Annotated in this window: 14 protein-coding genes; 13 read left to right on the top strand and 1 reads right to left on the bottom strand. The window is 41.5% G+C overall.

Annotated elements, in window-relative coordinates; translation table 11 throughout:
• Positions 1–213: 213 nt before the first annotated feature.
• The 10 genes from OGI71_RS26735 to OGI71_RS26780 all read left to right on the top strand — a co-directional run bounded on the left by OGI71_RS26735 (position 214) and on the right by OGI71_RS26780 (position 15,880).
• Positions 214–2,052 (top strand): alpha-L-fucosidase, encoded by a 1,839-nt coding sequence (locus tag OGI71_RS26735; protein WP_282253224.1) that lies wholly within the window; start codon positions 214–216, stop codon positions 2,050–2,052.
• A gap of 267 nt (positions 2,053–2,319) precedes the next feature.
• Positions 2,320–3,330 carry a LacI family DNA-binding transcriptional regulator gene (locus tag OGI71_RS26740; protein WP_282253225.1) on the top strand — a complete coding sequence of 337 codons (1,011 nt, stop codon included), beginning with the start codon at positions 2,320–2,322 and terminating at the stop codon, positions 3,328–3,330.
• Between the two features lie 196 nt (positions 3,331–3,526).
• Positions 3,527–3,778, top strand: a complete 252-nt coding sequence (locus OGI71_RS26745) for a hypothetical protein (RefSeq protein ID WP_282253226.1) — start codon at positions 3,527–3,529, stop codon at positions 3,776–3,778.
• A gap of 65 nt (positions 3,779–3,843) precedes the next feature.
• Positions 3,844–6,810, top strand: a complete 2,967-nt coding sequence (locus OGI71_RS26750) for a SusC/RagA family TonB-linked outer membrane protein (RefSeq protein ID WP_282253227.1) — start codon at positions 3,844–3,846, stop codon at positions 6,808–6,810.
• Between the two features lie 41 nt (positions 6,811–6,851).
• Positions 6,852–8,444, top strand: a complete 1,593-nt coding sequence (locus tag OGI71_RS26755) for a RagB/SusD family nutrient uptake outer membrane protein (RefSeq protein ID WP_282253228.1) — start codon at positions 6,852–6,854, stop codon at positions 8,442–8,444.
• Positions 8,445–8,555: 111 nt separating this feature from the next.
• Positions 8,556–9,572, top strand: a complete 1,017-nt coding sequence (locus OGI71_RS26760; protein WP_282253229.1) for a SusE domain-containing protein — start codon at positions 8,556–8,558, stop codon at positions 9,570–9,572.
• Between the two features lie 9 nt (positions 9,573–9,581).
• Positions 9,582–11,441 carry a glycoside hydrolase family 13 protein gene (locus OGI71_RS26765; protein ID WP_282253230.1) on the top strand — a complete coding sequence of 620 codons (1,860 nt, stop codon included), beginning with the start codon at positions 9,582–9,584 and terminating at the stop codon, positions 11,439–11,441.
• Positions 11,442–11,474: 33 nt separating this feature from the next.
• Positions 11,475–12,122, top strand: a complete 648-nt coding sequence (gene pgmB, locus OGI71_RS26770) for a beta-phosphoglucomutase (protein ID WP_282253231.1) — start codon at positions 11,475–11,477, stop codon at positions 12,120–12,122.
• Positions 12,123–12,142: 20 nt separating this feature from the next.
• Positions 12,143–14,452: a family 65 glycosyl hydrolase domain-containing protein gene (locus OGI71_RS26775; protein ID WP_282253232.1), complete on the top strand. Its 2,310-nt coding sequence runs from the start codon at positions 12,143–12,145 to the stop codon at positions 14,450–14,452.
• 102 nt (positions 14,453–14,554) lie between these two features.
• Positions 14,555–15,880, top strand: a complete 1,326-nt coding sequence (locus tag OGI71_RS26780) for an MFS transporter (protein WP_282253233.1) — start codon at positions 14,555–14,557, stop codon at positions 15,878–15,880.
• 117 nt (positions 15,881–15,997) lie between these two features.
• Here the strand turns inward: OGI71_RS26780 and OGI71_RS26785 are convergent, their stop codons facing one another.
• Positions 15,998–19,963 (bottom strand): two-component regulator propeller domain-containing protein, encoded by a 3,966-nt coding sequence (locus tag OGI71_RS26785; RefSeq protein ID WP_282253234.1) that lies wholly within the window; start codon positions 19,961–19,963, stop codon positions 15,998–16,000.
• A gap of 444 nt (positions 19,964–20,407) precedes the next feature.
• On the opposite strand from OGI71_RS26785, the gene OGI71_RS26790 reads away from it, so the two are divergent.
• From OGI71_RS26790 to OGI71_RS26800, 3 genes are all read left to right on the top strand, one after another.
• On the top strand, positions 20,408–23,392 hold the full coding sequence (locus OGI71_RS26790) for a SusC/RagA family TonB-linked outer membrane protein (RefSeq protein ID WP_282253235.1): 2,985 nt from the start codon (positions 20,408–20,410) through the stop codon (positions 23,390–23,392).
• Between the two features lie 42 nt (positions 23,393–23,434).
• Positions 23,435–25,006 (top strand): RagB/SusD family nutrient uptake outer membrane protein, encoded by a 1,572-nt coding sequence (locus OGI71_RS26795; RefSeq protein WP_282253236.1) that lies wholly within the window; start codon positions 23,435–23,437, stop codon positions 25,004–25,006.
• Positions 25,007–25,361: 355 nt separating this feature from the next.
• On the top strand, positions 25,362–25,889 hold the full coding sequence (locus OGI71_RS26800) for a sigma-70 family RNA polymerase sigma factor (protein ID WP_282253237.1): 528 nt from the start codon (positions 25,362–25,364) through the stop codon (positions 25,887–25,889).
• Positions 25,890–25,947 lie beyond the last annotated feature (58 nt).

Below are 25,947 nucleotides of genomic sequence, written 5' to 3' on the forward strand. Positions count from 1 at the left end.
TGTTTTATGGCCTAAGCCGATCGCAATCAGGTTACTATCACATTGTAAAATAAATACCTGATTAGCTAGAATAATTTTAAAGACTAGTTTCGATTTGATATATTTAACAGTTGTTTTGCGGGATGACAAATACTAGACCTAATTTGTAACGCCAATTTACTTTTTAGCGAAGGCGCTTTTGCGATGAACTTTTATGTATAACACAATATAATAATGACACTTAATTTTTTTAAATGGAAATGCGCAGCGGCAGTGGGAATGCTTTTGTGTATGACCGAGGGATCATTTGCCCAGACAAAATCAATACCTTATGAAGGTGTGCCCGGATGGACCGAAAGCCAGAATAAACGGATGGAATGGTTTAGAGAAGCACGTTTTGGACTTTTTATCCACTGGGGGCTGTATAGTGCTGCTGGAGGTAGTTTTGAAGGAAAGCAATATCCTCAACATTACGCTGAATGGATCCAGACCTGGGGGAAAATCCCCAGCAAGCAGTACGCTGCGGTGCTGAAACCAAAGTTCACCCTACGTTCGTTTGAACCTAAAGCCTGGGCACGTCTGGCCAAAAAAGCAGGAATGAAATATATGGTATTGACTTCCAGACATCATGAAGGCTTTAGCCTATTTAATAGCCAGCAACCATATGCTGTAAAAAATGAGATTACAGGAAGTGCAAACTTATCCCCCAAAGGTAGGGATTTATATAAAGAGATCATGACCGCATTTCGCCAGGAGGGACTGAAAGTAGGTGCTTATTATTCTTTGCTCGACTGGCAGCATCCAGATTCCTACGAAGCTTTTAATCTGAATCCTAACACAGACAATCATAAACCTGATCATGACCGCTACAAGGAATATCTCTATGGGCAGGTCAAAGAACTTGCTCAGAATTACGGTCCACTGGATATGCTCTGGCCTGACTTTAGCAGCAAACAGCATCAAGGTGAGGCTTGGGGAACAAAACGCATGTTGACAGATCTGATCAAATGGCAACCCAATATCATTATCAACAACCGGTTTTGGGATGGGTTAGAAAACAAAAATGGTGATATTGGAACCCCTGAAAAATATATTCCGCCAACAGGACTTCCGGGCATGGATTGGGAGGTTAGCCATACAATGAACGAAAGTTATGGCTATAGTGCGCACGATCAAAATTGGAAGAGCTTTCCTAAAATCATGCAATTATTTGTAGAAACGGTAAGCAAAGGTGGTAATTTTCTGCTCAATGTAGGGCCTGATGGGGATGGAGCTATCCCTGCACCAGCGATTAAAATTATGGAGCGTATAGGTGATTGGATGCAGATCAATAAGGAGGCAATCTATGGTACCACAGCAAGTCCTTTTCAGGCATTGGACTGGGGCTATTGCACGCAAAAAGAAGGTAAATTGTATTTACATATATTTGATCGACCTGCCAGCGGAAAAATTGATCTACCGATCAAAAACAAAGTCGCTGTTGCCTATGCGTTGGCAAATCCAAAAAACAAGCTGAAGGTTGTGGTGGATAAGGGGAGACCTGTGATTCCAGTTGATGCTTTCGACATTGAAAAAGGACCGAAGGTAATTGTTGTCGAAATTCAGGGAAAACCAGATGTGGAAGAGAATCTGACGCAGACTCAGGCGGATGGACGTATTGTGATGAATGCAAATAACGCTAAATTGCTAGATGGAAAAGGACTTAAAATCATTGGTGCAACGACACATGACCCCAATCGTCCAAATGCCATCGGACAATGGAAAGATAGCAATGACCGGATCTATTGGGACATCAAAATCCAAAAACCAGGTAAATACCGTGTATTGATCAGTTATTTGCCAAATGCAAAACATAAAGGTAAGGTGATACTTTCGGCACTTGGACAGCAGCTTCCATTTGCTTTTGGTACGGAAAATGGAAAAGGATTTAAAGAGATGGAACTGGGTACAGTTGAAGTATCGCAGCAGGTTATCGGCGAGCCGAGCACCAGGGTTACATTACAGGCAACGGCAATTGAAGGTGATATGTTGCCAGAGATTGCATCGCTTACGTTGGTGCCGGTGCAGGAATAAGTTAATAGGATAAGTACAATTGTACCGACTGTTTTTAACAGTTGAGCCAGAGCAGCCCCGGCAAATATATATTGCTGGGGCTGTTTTGTATAAAGTTGTCTTTAAAAAATATGTTAATATATCTGAAAAGGAAGCTTGGCAAATGAGGCATGATATGATCAATAATTAAAGTAGCGAAACCGGAAAAGAATTTTTTATTCTGGAGGGATAATTGCGTTATTTGCATAAAGCAATTATGAAGCACACAATAGCAAATGAAACCTTGATATGTCTCAATTAACTATAATAGATCTGGCCAAAAGACTAGGCTTGTCAAAATCCACGGTTTCCCGTGCTTTTCGGGATAATGTGGATATTAATCCAGCTACCAAAGCTCGTATATTGGCTATGGCCGAGGAAATAGGCTTTTCTCCAAATGTGTACGCGAGCAGTCTCAAAGCGAATAAGAGTCTGACAATTGCAATTATTATTCCTGAATTTGGGAATAAATTTTTCTCGCAGGCGATTAAAGGGATAGAGGCTGTGGCACGTTCTAAAGGTTATCATACGTTAATTTATGTGACTGATCATCAGGTTCATAATGAAGCTTCTATTGTACGCTCGCTGGCTAATGGACGCGTTGATGGAGTGATTCTCTCGGCATCTGGCGAAGGAAAAGATCATTCGCATATCCAGCTACTGGAAGAACGGGGGATACCTGTCATGTTTTTCGACCGTGCCTACGATGACTGGAAAGGAGGCTATGTGACCGGTAACGACGCGGAAGCAGCTTATCTGGCGACGAAGCATTTGATTGAAAATGACTGCAAAAAAATTGCTTACCTAGCTATAGATCCCAATATATCTATTGGTAAAGTGCGTAAAGATGGGTACGAGAAAGCCCTTTTGGAGGCAGGAATTCAGATTAACCCCAAACTGATCCTGGATACGGTCAATGATGCTGAACAGAATATGACTGATATAAAAAACCTTATCGAACAGGAAAAACCCGATGCCATATTCGCATCGGTTGAACGACTTGCAATCTCCAGCATACGGGTAGCAAAACAGTTAAAGATACATATACCCGAACAGCTGAAAATAATATGTTTTTCTTGTTTGGATATTGCAGATTTGATAGATCCTGCACTCAGCCTTGTCAAACAACCTGCCTATGAGATGGGAGAATTGGTTACAAAATTCCTGCTGGATAAGATGGAAAACCCCAGTAATGAAAAGTTTGCTAATTCGGTTTATCTTGATTCTCAGCTTATTTTTCAAAAATCTAGCTTGAAATAAATCAAAAAATATTTGGTTTTCGTTGAACCATTATTTAGCTTTGATTTATCATCGGGAACATTCCCGGTGATAATTAAATAATCAATTTGTATAAAACATTGGATAGGGTAAATCAGCAAATCGCTTGAAAGCGATTTCTTTTTACATTGATTTCGGGAACGTTCCCATTTCCTCTTCCAATCAAAGCTAATTATCGATGGGGAAGCATATCTCTCACTTAATAGGGTATTTCTGGATGATTATCCTTTTGTCTTCACATGCAAATAAAAAGGAGAATATAACTACTGAACAGGTACGCATAAACGCGCTGCTTCCGTTTGATCAGGCAAAGGGGAATGGCCCGTGGAGCGAACGCTTCATTGGCTTTAGATTACCGCAGGCACTATGCCTACTGTGGGAGGGTAATTCTTTAGCCGATTATCTGAAACAGTCCAATCAAAAAATATGAGCACCTGATCAGGTGCATAGCTCGGGGGAGAACAAAACTAAACTAAATAAATAAACAGTTATTTTATGAACAAACAGCTATTACGTCCATTTTGGGCCTTGAACATGTTACTCGGGGTGAGTGCCACGGCATTTGCGCAGCAAGCCACGCTTCAGGGAAAAGTAATGGATCAAAAAGGAGTTTCCTTGGTAGGCGCGACACTGCGTTTCGAGGAGATTCAAAAATCACTGTCTACCAATGCCAACGGGGATTTTAGCTTGGATAGACTGAAAGCTGGGAAATTACGGCTGAAAGTAAGCATGGTCGGTTATACAGCACTCGATACCTTGATTCAGGTAAAAGATGGCAGTAATCCCTTAAACTTATATCTCAAAGCAGATGCAAGTCAATTGGAAGAAGTGGTCGTGATCGGTTATGGTACGCAGAAAAAAAGTGAACTTACTGGTTCGATCAGTACAGTTACTTCCAAAGACTTTCAAAAGGGACAGATTTCTTCACCCGAGCAATTAATTATGGGTAAAGTCCCCGGTGTACAGATCACTACAAGCGGTGGTCAACCGGGAGCAGGTAGCACGATCCGTATTCGTACTGGTGCCTCATTGAATGCCAGCAATGATCCATTGATCGTCGTAGATGGTGTTCCCTTAGCTGGCGGATCTGTATCGGGCGTAGCTAACCCCTTAAGCCTTATCAACCCCAATGACATTGAGACATTTACCATTCTGAAAGATGCGAACGCAACAGCCATTTATGGTTCACGGGCATCCAATGGCGTTATTCTGATCACAACAAAAAAAGGGAGTCGTTCGGGTACGCAAATCAATTTTTCGACACAAAATTCCTTGGCCACGGTAGGTAAAAAAGTGGACCTGCTTACAGCGGATCAGATTCGCGACTATGTCAATACAAATGGAACCGATGCCATGAAAAAGCTTCTGGGGGAGGCCAATACTGATTGGCAGGATGTGATCTATGGCAATGCATTTACCACGGACAACAACATCAATATTGCCTCCAAAGCCGGGAACATGCCTTATCGGATTTCAGCGGGATACATGAATCAGGATGGGGTGCTGAAAAATGATAACCTTAAAAGGACAACAGCAGCTTTGGCTCTGACGCCGAAATTTCTCGACAATCACCTCTCCTTAGATGTGAATGTTCGTGGTACCTGGTCAAAATCCAGGTTCGCAACACAGGATGCCATTGGTTCGGCCATTCAATTCGATCCGACACAACGCGTTTATGTGGATGACAAAAATAGCTTTGGAGGTTATTTCGAATGGATACAAGGCGGAAAGCCAAATCCCAATGCCCCCCGAAACCCATTGGCATTGCTGGAGCTACGCAAAGATCAAGGGGATGTCTTCCGAAGTATTGGTAACGCGAAAGTCGACTATAGTTTCCACTTCCTTCCGGAATTACATGCTAACTTAAATGTAGGCTACGATCTGGCCCGGTCTAAGGGAAATACATTTACACCGGCGATTGCAGCGCGTAATTTTAATGAAGGTGGTGAACGCACGGAATATAAAACGGATATTAACAACAAAACGCTTGAATTCTATTTGAAATATGATAAGGAATTACCGGAAATAAAAAGTAATATAGACGCGACACTAGGCTATGGCTACTATAAAAACAGTACCAAAGCTTATAATTTCGATCGGACCAATGAGGCTGGTGAGGTACTGACATCAGTCAATCTTCCTTTTGATAGACCTGAGAACTTATTAATCTCTTACTACGGTCGTTTGATCTATACCTATGATAATCGCTATGTACTCTCTGGAACATTACGTACTGACGGTTCCTCAAGGTTTAGTCCCGATAACCGATGGGGATATTTCCCTTCTGTAGGTTTTACTTGGCGCGCCAAAAATGAGCGTTTACTGAAAGATATTGCTGCACTTTCGGACCTTAAGTTCCGTCTAAGCTACGGAAAAACAGGACAGCAGGACGGTATCGCCAATTATTCTTACTTGCCTAATTATACAATCGGGGGTAATCAGTCCATGTATCGTTTTGGAAATGAATACTATTATTTGTATTCACCCGTGGTCTATGATGGTGATATCCGCTGGGAAAGCACCACAACATATAATGCAGGTATTGATTTTGGTTTTAACAACAACCGTATCTACGGGAGTGTAGATTACTATTCGAAAAAGACCAGGGATCTTTTGAGTACTATTCCGATAGCTGTGGGGTCTAACTTTAGCAATTTTCTGTTGACCAACGTCGGTAATATGGAAAATCAAGGGCTGGAGTTGAACCTGCATGTTGTCCCTGTCAAATCGGAGAAATCGACCTTGGATCTGGGCTTCAACTTGACTTACAACAGGAGTAAAGTCACCAACCTGACCCTGTCCGATGATCCGAATTTTATGATTGAAACGGGGGGTATCCGCGGTGGGACAGGCAATAATATTCAGGCCCATCAGGTAGGTTACACCCCTTATAGTTTTAGAGCATTTCAGCAGGTATATGATGAACAGGGAAAGCCAGTAGAGGGTTTGTATGTAGACCGGAACGGTGATGGAGTGATCAGTGATAGTGATCGTTATATGTACAAATCACCGCTTCCAAAATATCTATTGGGATTTACAGCTGCATATGCTTACCAGAAATGGTCCTTGGCAACGACACTACGCGCAAATTTGGATAACTATGTGTACGACAACGTGTCTTCCAATTTTGGCAGCAGCTACAATGTCATTGACCAGGCTTCCCTGGTGATCAACAATGCACCAGTAGATTTTCTGAATAGCAATTTCAAAGAAAAACAGCTTCAGAGTGATTATTATATCAAAAATGCCTCTTTTCTGAAAATGGATAATATCAATGTCTCGTATCAGCTTGGACAATTTATTCGAAACAGCAAAGCGAATCTTTCGATTTCGGCAACGGTGCAGAATGTCTTCACTGTTTCGAAATATAAAGGTGTAGATCCGGAGATCTCCAATGGTATTGATGACCGTTTTTATCCACGACCACGTACCTATGTATTGGGTATCAATGTCAATTTTTAGGAAAAGAAGAATGTTTAAATCGTGTATTAACTGCGCATAAAATGAAAAAATTAAATAAATATATATCGGCTTGTTTGTTAGCACTGGCGCTATCAAGTTGCCATAAAGATTTGGATCTCAAGCCCACCAATGATGTGATTGCTGAAGTGGCATATAAAGATTTTACCGGCTATACACAGGCTTTTGCAAGATTGTATGGTTCACTGACATTAACGAGCACTTCAGGCCCAAATAATACAGATCTGGGTGGTTTGGATGCGGGGACATCCGACTTTTTGCGTCTTTTTTGGAATGCACAGGAGCTGACGACCGACGAAGCCGCCTGCGCCTGGCTGAACGATCCCGGAATTAGCGGTTTGGATTACCTCAATTTTGATGATAGCAATCCTATGCTGCGGGGCCTCTATACACGCTGTGTATATACCGCGACACTGGTAAATGAATTTCTGAGAGAAAGCACCGATGCAAAGCTGAGTGAACGCGGTATCTCGGAAGCCGATAAAGCTGAAATCGCTTACTATCGTGCTGAAGCCCGCTTTATACGCGCTTATAATTATTGGGTATTGCTTGACCTATTTGGCAATCCGCCATTTGTGACGGAGGAAACCGCTGTGGGCAAAGTTGCCCCGCCACAGATCAAAAGGCCTGATCTTTTTGCCTATGTGGAAAAAGAGTTGTTGGCTGTGGCAGATCAGCTTAAAGGAAGTAAAAAGAATGTTTATGGTCGTGTAGACCAGGTTGCGGCCTGGGGACTACTGGCCAGACTATACCTCAATGCCGAAGTCTATCTAGGGACTGGCACTAAAAAATATACAGAGGCGATTACCTATGCCGAAAAAGTATTGAATTCGGGTTATAGTTTAGGAACGAATTATCGGCAGTTGTTTTATGCAGATAATGACCTGAACAATCCTGAATTTATCTTTTATCTACCTTATGATGGTACCAAGACCCAAAGTAAGGGTGGTACAACCTACCTGATCAATGCTGCGATTGACGCAACGATGAATCCGGGCTCCTTTGGTGTACCCGGTGGTGGCTGGGCAGGCAACAGAACCCGCGATAACATTGCTACGATTTTTGGCGACTATTCTGGCGCAACAGATAAACGCGCCATGTTCCATTTAAACGCTAGCGTTAAAATTGAGGACATTGCTGTCTATAAACAGGGCTTGGCTGTCACCAAATTCCGCAATGTCAACAAAGATAATACGGCTCCCGTTGCAGCGGAAGGATTTGTTGCTTCGGTAGATTTCCCATTGATCCGTTTGGCAGAAATGCACTTAATCTATGCCGAAGCTACCCTTCGTGGCGGTACAGGCGGAACAGTTGCTAAGGCACTTGATTATGTAAACAAATTGCGTGTAAGGGCCTATGGTAATACCAGTGGCAATTTAACGAATATCTCCTTGGACGATATCCTTAATGAACGTGTAAAAGAACTGTATTGGGAGGGATTTAGACGTTCGGATCTAATTCGCTACGGTAAATTTACGGGTGACAGTTACCTGTGGCCATTTAAAGGTGGTATGTTGGCAGGTCAGGCGGTACCAAGCTACAGAAATCTATTTCCGATTCCCGCCGCAGATATTATCGCCAATGTGAATCTCGTTCAGAATCCGGGCTACAATTAACCTAATGATGAATCTTTAATCTCGCAGCTCCTATCAGAGCGATGGGAGAACAAATAAATATAAGGGGTTAAAGGTGTTTATTTAAAAAAAATAATAAATAGCTGTTTACAGATGAAAATAATATATTATATAGGATTGGTGCTGCTACTGGCAACTTTCCAAAGGTGTAAAAAAGACGAAACACAGGCTAAATTGAACGCGACAGATGCGGTGAAATCAGCGGCATTGACTTTGGATAAAAATAGTCTGATCCTGTCCAAAAATAACGCAAACGATACGGTATTACATATTGCATTGATACAAGCCGATTTTGGCTATCAGGCAGCAGTGGCCAATGTGCTACAGTTTGGTATCAAGGGGGACAATTTTAAAACAGTGAAGGAAGTCGTTATTCCCGGCGGACGTACTGCAATGGGTTTTACTGGTTATGAACTAAATAGTTATTTGCTTGCTTTGGGCGTTCCGACAGGGGTGACATCGGACTTTGATGTCCGCGTAAAATCCAGCATCAACAGCAAAATCGCTGCGGTATATTCTGCGTTATCCGGGTTAAAAGCCAGTCCCTATGCATCGACAAGCTATTTATATGCTGTCGGAGCCTATCAGGGATGGGTTCCGGAGACAGCAGAATCGCTGATCTCGCCGACAAGTAATGGGATCTATAGCGGGATTATCTTTTTCCCCCAAGCGAATTTAGAGTTTAAGCTTACATCTGAACGCAATTGGGCTAATTCTTATGGTCAGACTGAGGCGGGGAAGATTGTATATAATGGCGGCGGAAATATTAAAGCACCACGTGCAGGAAATCTCGAGCTTGAAATCAATACCACTGCCAATACCATTACATACAAAGATCACAGCTGGGGTGTAATAGGTAGTGCTACACCAAAAGGCTGGGAAGCGGATACCGACATGAAGTATGACAATGCGAATCAGGTCTGGAAACTAACCGTTAATCTCACCGCAGGTGCCCTTAAGTTTCGTAAAAATCACGATTGGGGAACCAATTTTGGCGGTGTAAATGGTAGTCTTATCGCCGGTGGTGCAGATATTATGGTGACTACCGCTGGCAGCTATGCTATTGTCTTCGACCTTAATACAAATACTTATACATTGACCAAGAAATAAATTGTGCATATGCTGAAAAGAAATATAAGATTTACCACAGTATTTGTGGCACTAACTAGCCTCGGATGGAGCCCCCTGATGGGGCAATCCATCCAACGTGTGGAACCGCTGAACTGGTGGACAGGGATGGAGGTGCCTACAGTACAGTTGGTTGTCTATGGACCCCACATAGGCAAGAGCGACGTTCAGGTGGATGACAGGGGAATAGAATTGCTCAAAGTAAATCGGGTAGAGAATCCCAATTACCTTTTTCTGGATGTTAAGGTAAAAGCGGCTGCTCAACCCGGTTGGTCTACGTTTACTTTTAGCCTGGGGAAGAAAAAGTTGACCTATCGATACGAGCTCAAGCAAAGGGATCAGCGTATCAAAGCACAGGGAGTGACCAGTAAGGACTTGATTTATCTGATCATGCCAGACCGTTTTGCAAATGGCAATAAGACAAATGATCAAGTAAAAGGCATGTTGGACATGAGCCTGAATCGGGATTCAATGTATCTGCGTCATGGTGGCGATCTGGAAGGTGTAATAGGTAAATTGGATTACTTACAGGATCTTGGTGTGACCTCCGTCTGGTTGACACCGGTATTGACTAATGATATGCCTTTGGCCTCGTATCATGGTTATGCAAATACAGAGACTTATCATATAGATCCACGTTTTGGAAGCAATGATACCTATGTGCAGCTGGGAGAGCAATTACATAAACGTCGGATGAAACTGATCTTTGATGTAGTGCCCAATCATATCGGCAGCTATCATTGGACCGTGAAGGACAAGCCGATGGCGGATTGGCTCAATGAGTGGCCGAACTATACTCAGACTACTTACAAGGATCAGACTGTTTTTGATCCCTACGCGTCGGCAGATGACAAAAAGAAGATGGTTAAAGGTTGGTTTGTGCCAACTATGCCAGATATGAATCAGCAAAATACGTATGTACAGAACTATCTGACCCAAAGTCATATCTGGTGGATCGAAACAGCGGCCATTGATGGGTTTCGCATTGATACTTATCCTTACAATGACTTGGATTTTATGGCAAAATGGACCGATCGTATTCAAAAGGAGTATCCCAACTTTACCTTTTTTGGAGAAACTTGGGTACATGGTGTCGCGAACCAAGCCTATTTTCTAGGCGGGAAGCGTGTGGGACAGGATGTCGACTCGAAGCTGATGGGGGTGACGGATTTTCAACTGAATTATGCAATTGGGGATGCGCTTAATCAAAAAACCGAATGGACAGCGGGAGCAAATAAGCTTTATAGCACTTTGGCATCTGACTACCAGTACCCGCAGGCAGATCGAAATGTTCTTTTTTTGGATAACCATGATAAAGACCGTTTTTTCTCGGTCATAGGGGAAAATATACAAAAATATAAATCGGCTATGGCTTGGCTTCTGACAACAAGAGGGATTCCGCAGCTGTATTATGGTGCCGAGATCCTCATGAAAAACTTTTCCAATCCCGATGGCCTGTTACGAGAAGATTTTCAAGGTGGCTTTGCTGGCGACAAGGTCGATAAGTTTAAAGTCGGGGGACGGACAGCAGCAGAGCAGGATATGTGGAATTTTGTGCGCAGTCTGGCCAATTACCGTCAAAAAAATACCGTGTTGCAAACGGGGAAAACCATGCAATATGTACCTGAAGATGGAGTTTATGTGTATTTCCGTTACAATGATCAGCAAATTGTGATGGTTGTCATGAATTGCAACGATCAGGAAAAAGAGGTCAAATTGGACCGATTTACTGAAAGAAATACGGGAACGAAAGCTTATGTTGACGTTATTACACAACAAAAAATTACACCCGTTAATCAAAAAATCAAGCTGAGGGCTTACGAGACCAAAGTACTTGACCTAACATTTTAATACAACTTAAGATTTTAAAAGTTCTTTTTTTCAATGATTAATTATAATACTGTAAAGGCCGTAATATTTGATTTGGATGGTGTGTTGGTAGATACGGCAGTCTATCATTTTCAGGCATGGCATAGATTGGCAACGAGCTTGGGCTATACTTTTTCGCATGCGGAGAATGAACAGCTGAAAGGTGTGAGCAGAGTAGAATCGCTGGAGCTTATTTTGAAATGGGCCGGATTGGAAAAATCCGGACAGGAAAAAGAGCAGCTGCTGGTTCAGAAGAACCAATGGTATCTGAGCCTGATCGAACAGCTCAATCCAGGGCAGCTGCTTCCCGGTAGCCTCGATCTGCTCAATAAGCTTCGCGAAAAGAATATTTTGATTGGGTTGGGATCGGCCAGCAAAAATGCGTTGAACATACTTCAGAAAACCGGAATTGTGGATTATTTCGATGCTTTGATCGACGGAAATGCTGTTCAGGCATCTAAGCCAGATCCTGAGGTTTTCCTGAAAGGGGCAGAGGCTTTGGCGGTAGCACCTCAATCTTGTCTGGTGCTCGAAGATGCTCAGGCCGGCATCGATGCTGCTAAGGCTGCTAGTATGCAGGTTATCGGTGTTGGAAAAGCCGATAACTTAAAGGGAGCGGATGGCATAGTAGCCGACCTAAGGGCGCTAGTAGACAAATTTTAAATTATAGTAGCAATTAACGTATGAAAACATATATCAAGCATGATCCTTGGCAAATTATAGAAGATGAGTTTAGACCGGATCATAATGAATTTTCGGAAAGTATCTTTTCTATCGGCAATGGCCGTATGGGGCAACGGTCCAATTTTGAAGAACAGTTTAGTGGACAGACTTTACAGGGCTCTTATCTTGCAGGCATTTACTATCCGGATAAAACCCGTGTAGGCTGGTGGAAAAATGGTTATCCTGAATATTTTGCTAAAGTCATCAACTCTTTCAACTGGATCGGACTGACGATATCGGTCAACGGCCAGCCATTAGATCTGGCGAAAGTTAAGGTGAATTCATTTGAACGCCGGTTGGATATGAAACGGGGTATTTTGCACCGCAGTTTTGTTGCTGTGATGCCTGATGGAGCGGAGGTAAAGGTGGAGGCCAGTCGCATGTATCATCTTTTTGCACCCGAAACAGCTTCTTTGCAATATAACCTACAAGCGCTGTCGACCGCTATGGAATTGCAGGTGATTTCTTTTCTGGATGCCGATGTCGCGAATAGAGATAGTAATTACGACGAAAAATTCTGGGAACCATTGGCTCAGGGACAGCAGGGTACAAGTGTATTTATGTCTGCACAGACCAAAAAGACCGGATTTGTAGCCTGTGCTGCATTGGAAACCTATGTCGTAGGGCCAGAAAGCCAGATTAAGGCGGAGAGCCTCATTTCAACGACTGGTTATATGGCTGAGAAATATATCACGAGTCTAGTCCAGTCACAGGTACTTTGTATCGAGAAAAGAGTGGCAATTGTCACCTCTGAAAACCATGCTGTCGACCAGTTAAAGGAAGGGGCTACGACTTGTTTAGCTCAATTAGGGGAAGATAGTTTTGCGCAGCTTAAGGCAAAACAGGCTGCCGCATGGCAGGTAATTTGGGCAGAAAGCGATATTGAGATTTTTGGTGATGTTGCCGCCCAACAGGCCATTCGTTACAATATTTTCCAGCTGAATCAAACCTATACCGGTGCAGATGCACGGCTTAATATCGGCCCAAAAGGTTTTACGGGCGAGAAATACGGCGGTGTTACCTACTGGGATACCGAAGCGTATTGTATCCCATTTTATTTGGCTACGCAATCACCGGAGATTGCTCGTAATTTATTGTTGTACCGCTACCAGCAGCTGGATAAGGCCATCGAAAATGCCGAAAAGCTAGGCTTTAATAAGGGAGCAGCACTCTTTCCCATGGTAACTATCAATGGTGAGGAATGCCACAACGAATGGGAAATAACTTTTGAGGAAATACATCGCAATGGAGCGATCGCATTTGCGATCTACAATTACGTACGCTACACCGGAGATGCGGATTATATCTGGTCTCATGGTTTGGATGTATTGATTGCGATCAGTAGATTTTGGGCACAACGGGTCAATTGGAGTTCGGAAAAAAAACAATATGTCATGCTGGGTGTCACCGGACCGAATGAATACGAAAATAATGTCAATAACAACTGGTATACCAATAGAATTGCTTCCTGGTGTTTGGAATATACACTAAACTGTTTACAACAATGTAGAACAGCGGCTCCGGAGATTTATGCAACAGTGGTGGAAAGATTGGATATAACGCAAGATGAAAGGGCAGGTTGGCGGCATATCATCGACAAACTGTATTATCCTTATGATGAAAAAAGAGCGATTTATTTGCAACAGGACGGTTTTTTGGATAAAGAACTGATTGCGGTAGCGGACTTGGATCCTTCACAGCGTCCCATCAATCAAAAATGGAGCTGGGATCGTATCTTGCGGTCCTGTTATATCAAGCAGGCAGATGTGCTACAGGGCTTTTATTTTCTGGAGGAGCACTTTGACGATGATACGCTGCGACGCCATTTTGAATTTTATGAACCACTTACTGTGCATGAGAGTTCGCTTTCTCCTTGTGTACATGCAATATTGGCGGCCAAACTTGATAAAGCCGACAAAGCCTATGAGTTCTATTTGCGAACCTCACGTCTGGATCTGGATGATTATAATAATGATACAGAGGATGGATTGCATATTACCTCAATGGCCGGTACATGGATGACAATTGTTGAAGGATTTGCAGGTATGCGTATAAAAGATGGACAGCTGTATTTAAATCCAATGCTGCCCTCTGAATGGAAAGGATATAAGTTTCGTGTACTGTTTCGTGGGGCAAGCCTGTTGATCACGGTTTCCAACGAGTCTTACCTGATCGAAAACCAAAGCGATTTAACAGTCAATATTTTGACAGCAGTGGATGCATTTACTTTGGCTGCAAATAGTACGAGAGAGGTACTGCAGGTCAAGTAATGCAGTTTTTTTAGCTTGGCAAAGATGACACTCGCGCTTGGCTAAGATGGAACTGAAAATGGTAATTAAATTGTATTTTGTTTTAAATTTTGATAGCCTACTATGGGGAATAAACCTGAACTAAGTATAAGCCAGGTCATTAACATGAGTTTTGGGTTTTTAGGTATACAGATGGGCTTTGCCTTACAGAATGGCAATGCCTCACGTATTTTGCAATCCTTTGGCGCTGATGTGGAACATCTATCGTTATTTTGGTTAGCGGCGCCGATCACCGGCATGATTGTTCAGCCGATCATTGGTCACTATAGCGATCGTACATGGACAGCGCTTGGACGCCGTCGACCTTATATTTTGGTGGGAGCGTTGCTGACAACATTGACACTTTTTCTGATGCCGAATGCAGCGATGTTTACGCTGTTGTTACCACCGCTATGGATTGGAGCTGGCTTACTGATGTTTATGGATGCGTCGATTAATGTGACGATGGAGCCTTTTCGGGCTTTAATTGGAGACAACTTGCCCAGTAGTCAACGTAGTCTTGGCTTTTCTATACAAACCTTCCTTATCGGCGTGGGGGCAGTAGTTGGTTCGCTAATGCCTTATGTTTTTACCAAGTACTTCGGCTTTTCTGGAACAACAGCGGCTGGTCCTATACCTGAAAATGTGATTTATTCTTTCTATGCCGGTGGACTTGTGCTCTTGTGTACGGTGTTGTGGTCTGTTCTAAAAACAAAAGAATATAGCCCCAAAGAACTACAGTCTTTCACTGAAAATATTGATCAGGTTCAAGAAAACAGTACGGCTTTTGGGCTACGGACAATTTTGCGGGACATCAAAGCAATGCCGCAGGTTATGAAGAAATTGGGTTGGGTTCAGTTTTTTTCCTGGTTTGCGTTATTCATGATGTGGGTATACAGCACGCCAGCTATCGCTGAATCAGTATTCTATTTAAAAGAAGGGGATCGTACGGATCTCTATATGGAAGCCGCTAATTGGGTGGGTGTACTGTTTGGGATTTATAATGGGGTTTCTGCAATTTATGCCTTATTTATTCCGAAGATCGCCAGGCGCTATGGACGCAGCAGAACACATGCTTTTGGTCTTATGGTCGGTGGACTTTCATTGATATCACTTTTTCTGATCAAGGATGCCAATATGCTCATTTTGCCTATGATTGGGATTGGAATTGCTTGGGGAAGTATTTTGGCGATGCCCTATGCCATTTTAAGCGACCATTTGCCGGCATCCAAAATGGGCGTGTATATGGGGCTTTTTAATTTTTTTATAACTTTACCACAGATCGTATGTGGTTTTTTTGGTGGTATGATTATAAAATATTTCTTTCAGAGCCAGTCGATTTATGGCTTGTTACTTGCTGGGGTATTTATGTTTTTAGCTGCTTTTTTTGTTCCAAAAAGTAAGCAGTAAATAAAGATGAAGGATAGAAACGTTCGCAACCAAGAACGTTTCTATTTTTTGTTTACCCTCACTTGGTTTTCAATTTTCTTATAAAAATAAGTACTGCGGGTAAAAATGTAGTTCCTTTTATTGTTTACTGTGTTCGACTATATACGTACTAGGTGGCATCCCATAATGTTTATGAAAATCTCTGGAAAAATTTGACTGTACGGTGTAGCCTACCATCGTGGAGATCTGTGTAATATTATATTCTTTCTGGGTAAGCAGTTCGGCTGCCTTCTTTAAACGTGATATGTTGATTAGTTCATTAGGTGTCAGGTCCGAGAGCCCTTTGATTTTGCGATATAAAGTCGGACGACTCATATTCATTAACTTGGCAAGTTCTTCGACATTTAGATCGATATCTGAGATATTGTCATAAATTATGGTATTGAGCAAACTTATAAAGTCTTTATCTGGCGCGGAAACATTAATTTCGGCTAAATGTGTACTTGGAGAATTGGTAAAATAATTTTTAATTATTTTTCGATTGTTTAAAATGTTACGTAGCTGTACCATTAAAAATTCCATGGAAAAAGGCTTTTCAATATAAGCATCTGCCCCGATCTTCAGCCCTTGAATTTTAGCATCCAGTGCGTTTTTTGCCGTCAGGAATATCACTGGAATATGGCTGTAGAGAATATCTGTCTTAATGCGCTTACATAATGCAATGCCATCCATTATAGGCATCATGATATCTGTCAGAACAAGCTGTACATTGTCGCGGTCCAATATCTCAAGAGCTTCAGCTCCATTGTTAGCTCTTAGAATGGTATAGTTTATTTTGAGTTCCTTGTTGAGATAGGCAAGTATTTCCTTATTGTCTTCGACGATAAGAATCACCGGTTTTTCAGTAGTTTCCTCCTCCTTGGCATACATTCCGCGTTCTTCAGTCTTGTAATTCTCTTCGAGAAAAGGTTTGATATCGAGCGACTGCTCCTGGAAGATAGGAAGTGAAAGCAGAAAAATATTTCTTTGTTCTTCGGTATAAACTAGCGATAAGGAACCCTGATGAAGCTCCACAAGTGAGCGGGAGAGTGGAAGACCAATGCCAGTACCAGTATCTTTATCAGATTCATTCAGGCGATAAAATGGTTCAAATATCTTTTCTCTTTTGTCAAAAGGGATGATTTCGCCATCGTTTCGAAATTCTATATTAAACATGATATCATCACTGTTGAATGGAAGCAGCTTGATATGAACATGATTGTCGGCGTATTTTATGCCATTATGAATTAAATTTGTGAGAATTTTGCGCAGAGCCTCTTCATCTACAAAGGCTGTTAGTGTAATACGGGGCAAAGAAAGATCATAATGCAGCAGTTTTTCTTTTGCCAGGGAGTTCAAATCATTGAATACATCGGACAACAAACTGTTAATATCCGTTTTAGTGAAAATAAGGCTCATATTATTTGTTTCTGCTTTTCTGAAATCTAAAAGTTGATTGGTGAGACGGATAAGTCTACTTGTATTTTTCTCCATGAGAGCAAGATCGCTTGCTGTTTCGCTATCCGTGAATTGTCGTGTGCGGATTATTTTCTCGAGTGGCATTTTTATCAAAGTCAGTGGCGTACGGATCTCATGGGCGAGGTTGGTGAAAAATTCAAGCTTAAGATTATATACTTCTTGTTCTTTTTTGCGTTCATAGTTATCCATTTTCTGGGCATTATTTGCCTTAATAAGCAGGAAGTAATATCTTAAAATCAATAAAACAATCGTGCTAACAGCGAAGAAATAAGCAAAGTATGCCCATGAAGACAACCACCAGGGAGGCGATACCACAATACGTAGTTCTTTTTCAGTTGGATTCCATATTCCATTATTGTTAGCTCCTTTAAATCTAAAGGTATAGGTTCCAGGAGGAAGTTTATTGTAATATATTTTTTGGTTGCCTGTAATATCCGTCCAGCCCTTATCATAACCCTCCATGATATAACGATAGGCATTGCTTTTTGGGGAAACAAAGCTCAAGGCTGCGATATTAAAACTGATATTGGAACTGTTATAGGACAGTTGAATCTCTTTTGATAGCGAGATGGATTGTTTCAGTATGCCATTTTCACGAACTGGTATGCTCTCGTTGTTGATCTGAATGTCGCTAATGAAAATAGGCGGAATAAAGCTATTCTTAATGGATTTTGTCGGGTTAAAGCTTACCATTCCCTTTATGGTTCCAAAATATAATGTACCATCCTTATCTTTAAATGCTGAATTATAATTAAACTGATCCGCGGGAAGCCCGTCTCTCGATGTATAGATGACCATATGGGGGAGATTTCCGTCCAGTCTGACCAGTCCACCACCTGTTGATATCCATATACTGTTATTATCGTCTTCCAATACTTTAAATACTTGATTGGAAGGTAAACCCGATTCGGTCAGATAGTTGGTGAAATGTCCATCACGACGGTATTTTGAGAGACCGCTTTCCGTACAAAACCACAGATTTTTTTTACTGTCTTCAAATAAGCCATTGACGTAATTATTGACGAGTGTATTCCGTTTACCTTGTTCAGAGCTTAAATGTTGTATCTCGCCCGTGCCACGATTATACTGGTAGACTCCACTGCCATAAGTGTTGACCCAAAGTATGCCATATTCATCTTCGTAAATTCCTTGTATCCAGGCTTTAATGGGGAGGACGTCAAAACTGTCACTGTGTTTATTGTAGCCATATAATGCGCGGTCTGTCCCTACAAACATGCTGTTGTCTCTGGACTTAAAGATGCAAACGGCGAAGCTGCTTTGTAGCGGGCCGCTACCGATGCGGTCATAGTGCTTTTTTAATTTTCCGGTCTTTACGTTGAGTATATCCAGTCCATGTGTTGTGGAGCCTACCCAGAGTTCATCGCCTATTGTTGCCAAACCATGGACATTGTTATGTGCAATACTTCCCTTTTTTCCATTGGCAACAAAATGCTGAATCTGTTGTGTTTGCCCATCTATTTTATTTAGACCACCATCTTCTGTGCCTATCCAGAAATTTCCATAGCTATCTTTTTTTATATCATGTACGATATTCCCTGATAAAGCAGATTTTCCAAATCCATATAAGTACTTTTTGAAATTGTCGAATTGGTTGCTGTATTGGTTAAAACCGCCGAAAAATGTTCCAAACCAGATGTTATCTTCACGGTCACGATAGAAATTCAAAACAGCATTGTCCGATATGGCAAATGGATTGAGCAGATCTTTTTTGATGTGTTGGCTCTGACCTGTATGAATGTTATAGGTATATATTCCTGTCTCTGTTCCGATCCAGTATACCGACTCTGTCTGTTGGATAATGCAATTTGCCTGGATGACTTTTTTTGGGTAATGGTTTGCAAATAAGTTTTTTAATGTTCCGTTTTTAAAATCAAACAGGTAGGCTGAATTGATGGTACCGACCATGAGCAGGGAGTCGTTGATGGCGTAGACGGTCTTTGTGTTGGCCAGTGCTTTCCGATTTGTTTTTTTGAGTGCAATTTGAACAAACTTACCTTCGTTGACCTGATACCGTTCTATCGTACTGTTAATATCTGTGGTCCACAGCCCGCCTTTTTTGCTACTGGTAATGGCCACTAGGGTATTTTTGTTTTGATCAAAAGGAACGATCTCTGTCGTGTAAGGATTATAACGATAGAGTTTTCCCGTGGAAAGCAACCAGATAAAACCGGCATATTCATGTATGGCATTTACCTCTCCAATCGGTATTCTATCGAAGGGCTGGAAGTTTTCTTTCACCGGATTGTAACAATAGGTCCCCCGTGTCGTTCCCACCCATAGTATACCTTTGCTATCGGTCAGGATACTTAAAATAGACGAACTCCCGATGCTTGTAGGATCTGAAGCATTGTGCCTAAATATCTTAAATTGATTGCCATCAAAACGATTAAGACCATTCCTTGTCCCTAGCCAAAGAAAGCCCTGGGTATCTTGTGTAATACACTTAACAGAACTATTGGAAAGACCATCGTGGGGTTGATAATTTTTAAAATAGAACGATTGCGCCTGTAGGTTAGTCCATACAAGTAGGAGATAGAGGATAGGTATAAGGGTTATTACGCGCAAAATTGATAATGTATCTCTAAAAATAGTCAATAAAAAAGAAAAAAAAGAGTTTTGCTGATACACTGTGATATAAAATTGAGACGCTATGATTGGGGTTGCAATAAAGATTTTCTCATTTTTATGGAACGATAATAACCAAATATAAACGTATGTCTTGCCCTAAAATTATGACAGTGAAAACCTGTAATCTTATTTTTCAGCGAGTTTCTTCTCAATGTTTAGCGTTGACGATGCTATATTTCAATGTCTTAACTTTTTGCATTGTTTCTAATTTGGTTTCTCTCGAAGTATGTTGTTTTAAGAAGGTCAGTTGTCGCTATTTGACGGGTGCCTAATGAAGCACGACTATTTTTGATTGCGATAGATTTTGAAATCACTTAACATTATTTGAACAGGACAAAGTTCAAGATAATATAATCAATTAAACCACCAATTTAGAAGCGTATGAAAAACAAACTACTTGCGCAATGTGTAATGATGCCAGCATTACTGCTTACAACCTTTATTGCGGTAGCCCAGACCAGGGTGCTGAAAGGAAAGGTCGTGGATGAAACCCAAAGTCCCTTGACTGGTGCTACCATTAAAGTAAAAGGGAGTACTACAGCAACAACCACCGATGCTGACGGTGGATTTTCAATAAATATCAGTAATGATGCGAAATCACTTGAGGTATCTTATATTGGCTACGCAACCAAGGAAGTGCCAATTGCAGGCAACGATATGACCATTGCACTTGAACCGGGCTCCAATCAGGGGTTGGATGAAGTGGTTGTCATTGGTTATGGTACTGCTCGCAAAAGAGATCTGACGGGATCTATGGTAACAATTGGTGCCAAGAATTTTAATAAAGGTATAATGACGAGCCCTGATCAATTGATCCAGGGAAAAACTCCTGGTGTAATGGTTATTAACAACACGGGGCAGCCTGGTGGATCAACCACAGTACGTATCCGTGGTAACTCGTCGATCCGGGCGAGCAATAATCCGCTATTTGTACTTGATGGAGTGCCAATGTCAGGTAATTCACCATTACCCGAGGGCAGAGGGGGATTTTCCTCGGATAGAGGGAACCCATTGACCTATCTGAATCCAGGTGATATTGCAAGCATGGATATCTTGAAAGATGCTTCCGCTACAGCAATCTATGGGTCACGTGGAGCAAATGGAGTTGTTATCATCACAACGAAAAAAGGAAAAGTCGGACCGCCGGAAATTTCTGTCGGTGCATCAGCGGGGGTATCTACGATGCGTGAATATCCAGATGTGCTAAATGCGTCGCGATTTAGGGAAGCATTGAATTATTATACGCCTTCTGAAGTAGCAAATTCTGACTTTGGCGGTAATGAAGATGCTTTTAAAGCAATTACAAGAAAAGCAATTACTCAAAATTACTATGCAGATGTAGCCGGGGGTACTGAGCACGGGAAATATCGCTTATCTGGTGGATATTTAAACCAAAATGGTATTATCCGTGGATCCCAATTGAAGAAATATACAGCAAATTTTAGCGGTAACTTTCGTTTTTTGGAAAACAAAAGATTAGGACTTGACTTCGCTGTGTTTTTAACTCAAATGGATAACAAATATGCGCCAATCAATGCAACCGTGGGGTCAGAAGGAAATGTAATCTCCCAGGCGCTACAATGGAATCCAACAAGACCATTGCGCGATGATAAAGGCAATTTAACCTTTGTTAGTTCAACCACGCGTAATCCATTGACCAGTATTGAAGCGTTCAAGGACGTTGCAACGACAAACACCATGGTGGTCAATTTGGCACCTTACTATAAAATTACGGATGATTTAGAATACCGATTTATCTATAGTGCCATGCGACAAACCGGTAACCGTGAAGGTATGTATAGAGCCGGACTAATTGATCCATCGGCAGTGAATAATGAGCAAGCATTTATCTCTAATAATGGCGAGACAAATTTGCAGATGACACATATGCTTTCTTACAACAAACAAATCAACGACGATTGGAGTGTAAACGCTGTTGCTGGTTATGAGTATTTGGATTATAACTACAACAACAACATCTCATTCGGTGGCGGATTTAAGTATATGGGATTAGATTACTTTGATTATTTGCAATACTCGACAGTTTCAACCCGAGAAATAGCTTCTTACAGAAGTCCGACAAATCAATTGCAGTCATTTTTCTTACGTGGTGGATTTAATTATTTGGATCGCTATTTATTTACAGCGACAGCGCGAAGAGATGGGTCAACTAAATTTGGTGCTAACAACAAATATGCAATGTTCCCATCCCTTGCGATCGCTTGGAATGTGGCGCAGGAAGAGTTTTTGAAATCCAGCGGAATTTTTGATCAGTTGAAAGTTAGAATAGGATGGGGAAAAACAGGGAATCAAGAATTTCCTTCGGGTGCCTCCTTGAATAGATTTACGTTCGGCAATCAAAGTGTAGGTAGAGCCAACTTTCAAAATAGAGACCTAAAATGGGAAACCTCCACAACACTCAATGCTGGTATTGATTTCTCTGTATTAAAAGGACGTTTGTACGGTTCAATAGACTATTTCAATAAGAAAACTACGGATGCTTTATTTGAACAGACATTAGCACAGGATGGCCCTGCTGGACGTATCTGGGTAAATTTGGATGGTGAAATTGTCAATAAAGGGGTAGAGATTGCATTGACTGGTACAATTGTGAAAAATGATAACTGGACTTGGGATTTGACCGGTAACGCTACATTCCTAAAAAATAGTGTGAGCGGTTTGGTTGGTTATTATGAAACTGGTGCATTGAGAGGACAAGGTTTCTCAGGTGTATTGGGACAGCGCATGGTCAATGGTCAACCATTAAATGTATGGTATTTGGCCGATTATCAAGGTATTGATCCGCAGACAGGGACAAGTATGTATCGTGGTCATGACGGAAGCATCAATACAACGAATGATCCCGCAAGTAACAAATTCTACATGAATAGTCCTAATCCTACTACTTTGCTAGGTATTTCGACCAATGTTAGCTATAAGCAATTTTCTTTGGCGGCCAATATGAATGGTGCACTTGGGCATTACCTATTCAATAACACTGCCGCGACAACTTTAGGCATCAGTAATTTGTCTTCCCGCAATATTGGCTCAGCTTTCTTTGATACATCTGTTAAAGAATCCACATCGAATTCAGCGTCAGCCTCAACACGTTATCTGGAAAAAGGAGATTATTTAAAAATGGCTAATTTGACATTGAGCTATAAGGTGGGCAATGTAGGGAAAACACTTAAAAATTTAAATGTTTCCCTCACCGGACAAAACCTCTTTATCATAACTAAATATACAGGCTTCGATCCGGAGGTTAACACCGACGGTTCCAGTAATGGTATCCCATCATTGGGTATTGAGTATTTGCCTTATCCTCCAGCCAGAAATATTCTATTGGGGGTGAACTTCTCACTATAAGTATATTGTTAAATGTCATTGGATAACAAAAATATAAGACAGATGAAATTAAGAACTTTATTATATATCGGAATAATCGGTTCAGTTGTTACAAGTACGTTCTCTTGTACAAAACTGAAGGAAGAATTTAGAGGCGAACTGGAGGAGGGGACATCGGCTATAGATCCGGGGGCGCTCTTAGTGACAGCTTATAATTCTTTGAATACGCCTTATCAGCAGGAGCAGCGTTGGGTGATGCAGGAAATATCAACGGATGCGGCGATGGCCCCTACGCGTGGTGGCGATTGGGATGATAACGGAATGCACCGGGCAATTCATCTTCATACCTGGAATGCAGATAATGGTTATATGAATAATACCTTTGTCAGTTTAGGTACTGCAGTTTACAACGCCGGTGTTGTCGTACGTAGCAATCCAAATGCACAGCAGGCCGCAGAAGCAAGATTTATCCGCGCTTTGGCCATGTTTGATCTCTTGGATCTCTATGGAGTAGTGCCTTTACGACAGGGCCCCTCATTAGAAGATTTTAAAATAGCGCCAGATGTATTACAGCCGCAGGCAGCCATTGATTTTATGGTAAAAGAACTCAACGAGATCTTAAATAGTTTGCCCGCAAATGGGCCGAGGGCAGCTTATGTAGCGAATAGGAATGCCGCAAGAACATTATTGATGAAAATCTACTTGAATAAGGGCGCATTTTTAACTAGGCAAACACCAACTTTTGCGGCAGAGGACATGAATAAAGTGGTTACTTTAGCAAAAGAAATCACCGCAAGTGGAGCGTATACTGTATCTGCAAAAGGAAAGTATTTTGATAATTTTGCCCCGGATAATGACGAAAAATCAACCGAGAATATCTATACTTTATTCAATAAAAATGGAGAACGAGGCGGTAACGTGGATCGCACCTGGAATACAGTTGCCCATTATAATCTGAATCCAGGGGGATGGAATGGCTGGTGTACACTCTCGGATTACTATGATAAATTTGGGGCGGCAGATGAGCGTAGAGGTATTTACTATGACTATCCAGCAGATACTACCTCAAATAGAACCAAGAAATTCCAACGTCAGAATGTAGGCTTTTTTGCCGGACAGCAATATAATTGGAGTACCAATAAGCCACTAATGGCTCGGAACCCTTCGACAGCACCGTTATCATTCACACGTGAAGTAACAATCAGGACTTCCGGGGCTACATTGGAAACCGCAGGTATCCGCCCAATGAAGTATGCATTTGACTATGCGGTGACTGGACAACGGAATAACGATTGGGTTGTGTTTCGTTACTCTGATGTGCTATTAATGCAAGCAGAGGCTGTATTGAGAGGCGGGACAGGTTCTGCTTCAGAAGCTCTGGATTTAGTCAATAAAATTCGTACCAATCGTGGCGTTACGAACTTCACGTCCTTGACGCTCGACAACCTATTAGATGAGCGTGCTCGTGAATTGTATTGGGAAGGTTGGCGGAGACAAGATCTGATCCGATTCGGTAAATACTTATTAGCATGGCAAGAAAAGGCGGCGGATCCAGATCCAAAAACCTTGATTTATCCAATTCCTAGCCAACAACTTGCGGTAAACCCGAACCTGAAACAAAATCCAGGTTATTAATATGCAAAAGCTACAGTTGCTCCCTAGGAGGAGGCCTGTAGATTGCTAATTTTTTATTAAAGGTATTTAAACTATCGCGATTACTGTGGTAGTTTAAATACTTTTTTGTTTGGGCAAATTAGCGATTTTCTGAGGCTGCGAGCTGTATATCTTTCAAAATTCCCTGATATTACCTATTGAACCTGAAAATATTATCTTGTTTTTTTGATAAAAAATAGTCACTTTAGTTGTGGATAACTAGCCAAAGAGGATTGGTTATTTGACGGTTAAAACTTAGAAACTTTCAAATAGCTTATTCCATTACAAGATTTCATTGGAAAGATTGTATGGAAATACGACCATCTAAATGTAGAATATGATTAATGACATCCTACAGCGCGCACCGACTGACGAAAAAGAATTTTTTCTAGTCTATCGTTATTGGTATAGGAAATTATATTATTTTTTATACCACAAAACGCAGTGTTCGGATCTCGCTGAAGATGTTGTTCAACAAACGTTTCTGATCGTTTGGGAACGTAAAAATGGGGCAGATCAGCGGGTGCTATTCAGTACACAGCTTTTTCAAATTGCGCGTACCAAGTTGATCGACGAACTTCGCAGACGGGCCTTAAACCGAAAATACGTAGATTTTGAGAAACCTTTTGTGCTGAGCCAGTATGAAGATATGGAAAGACGGATCGCCTACAAAGATGAGTTGGAATATGTCAAAGGGCTGATTGCGCAAATGCCCTTTATGAGGCAGCAGGTCTTTTATCTACATAAGTTTGAAGAGTTGAGTTACAAAGAAATTGCTGTCAAATTATCCATTTCGCCTAAGACCGTAGAGAACCACATCAGCATCGGTTTAAAATTCATTAAAAAATTTTTCAAATTGCTTTAGGGGATAAGGTAACCTTTATTCGTATAACAGTTAAATACCTGCTCACAACTGGGTAGCA

Source organism: Sphingobacterium sp. ML3W, from assembly GCF_029542085.1.
Taxonomy (GTDB): Bacteria; Bacteroidota; Bacteroidia; order Sphingobacteriales; family Sphingobacteriaceae; genus Sphingobacterium.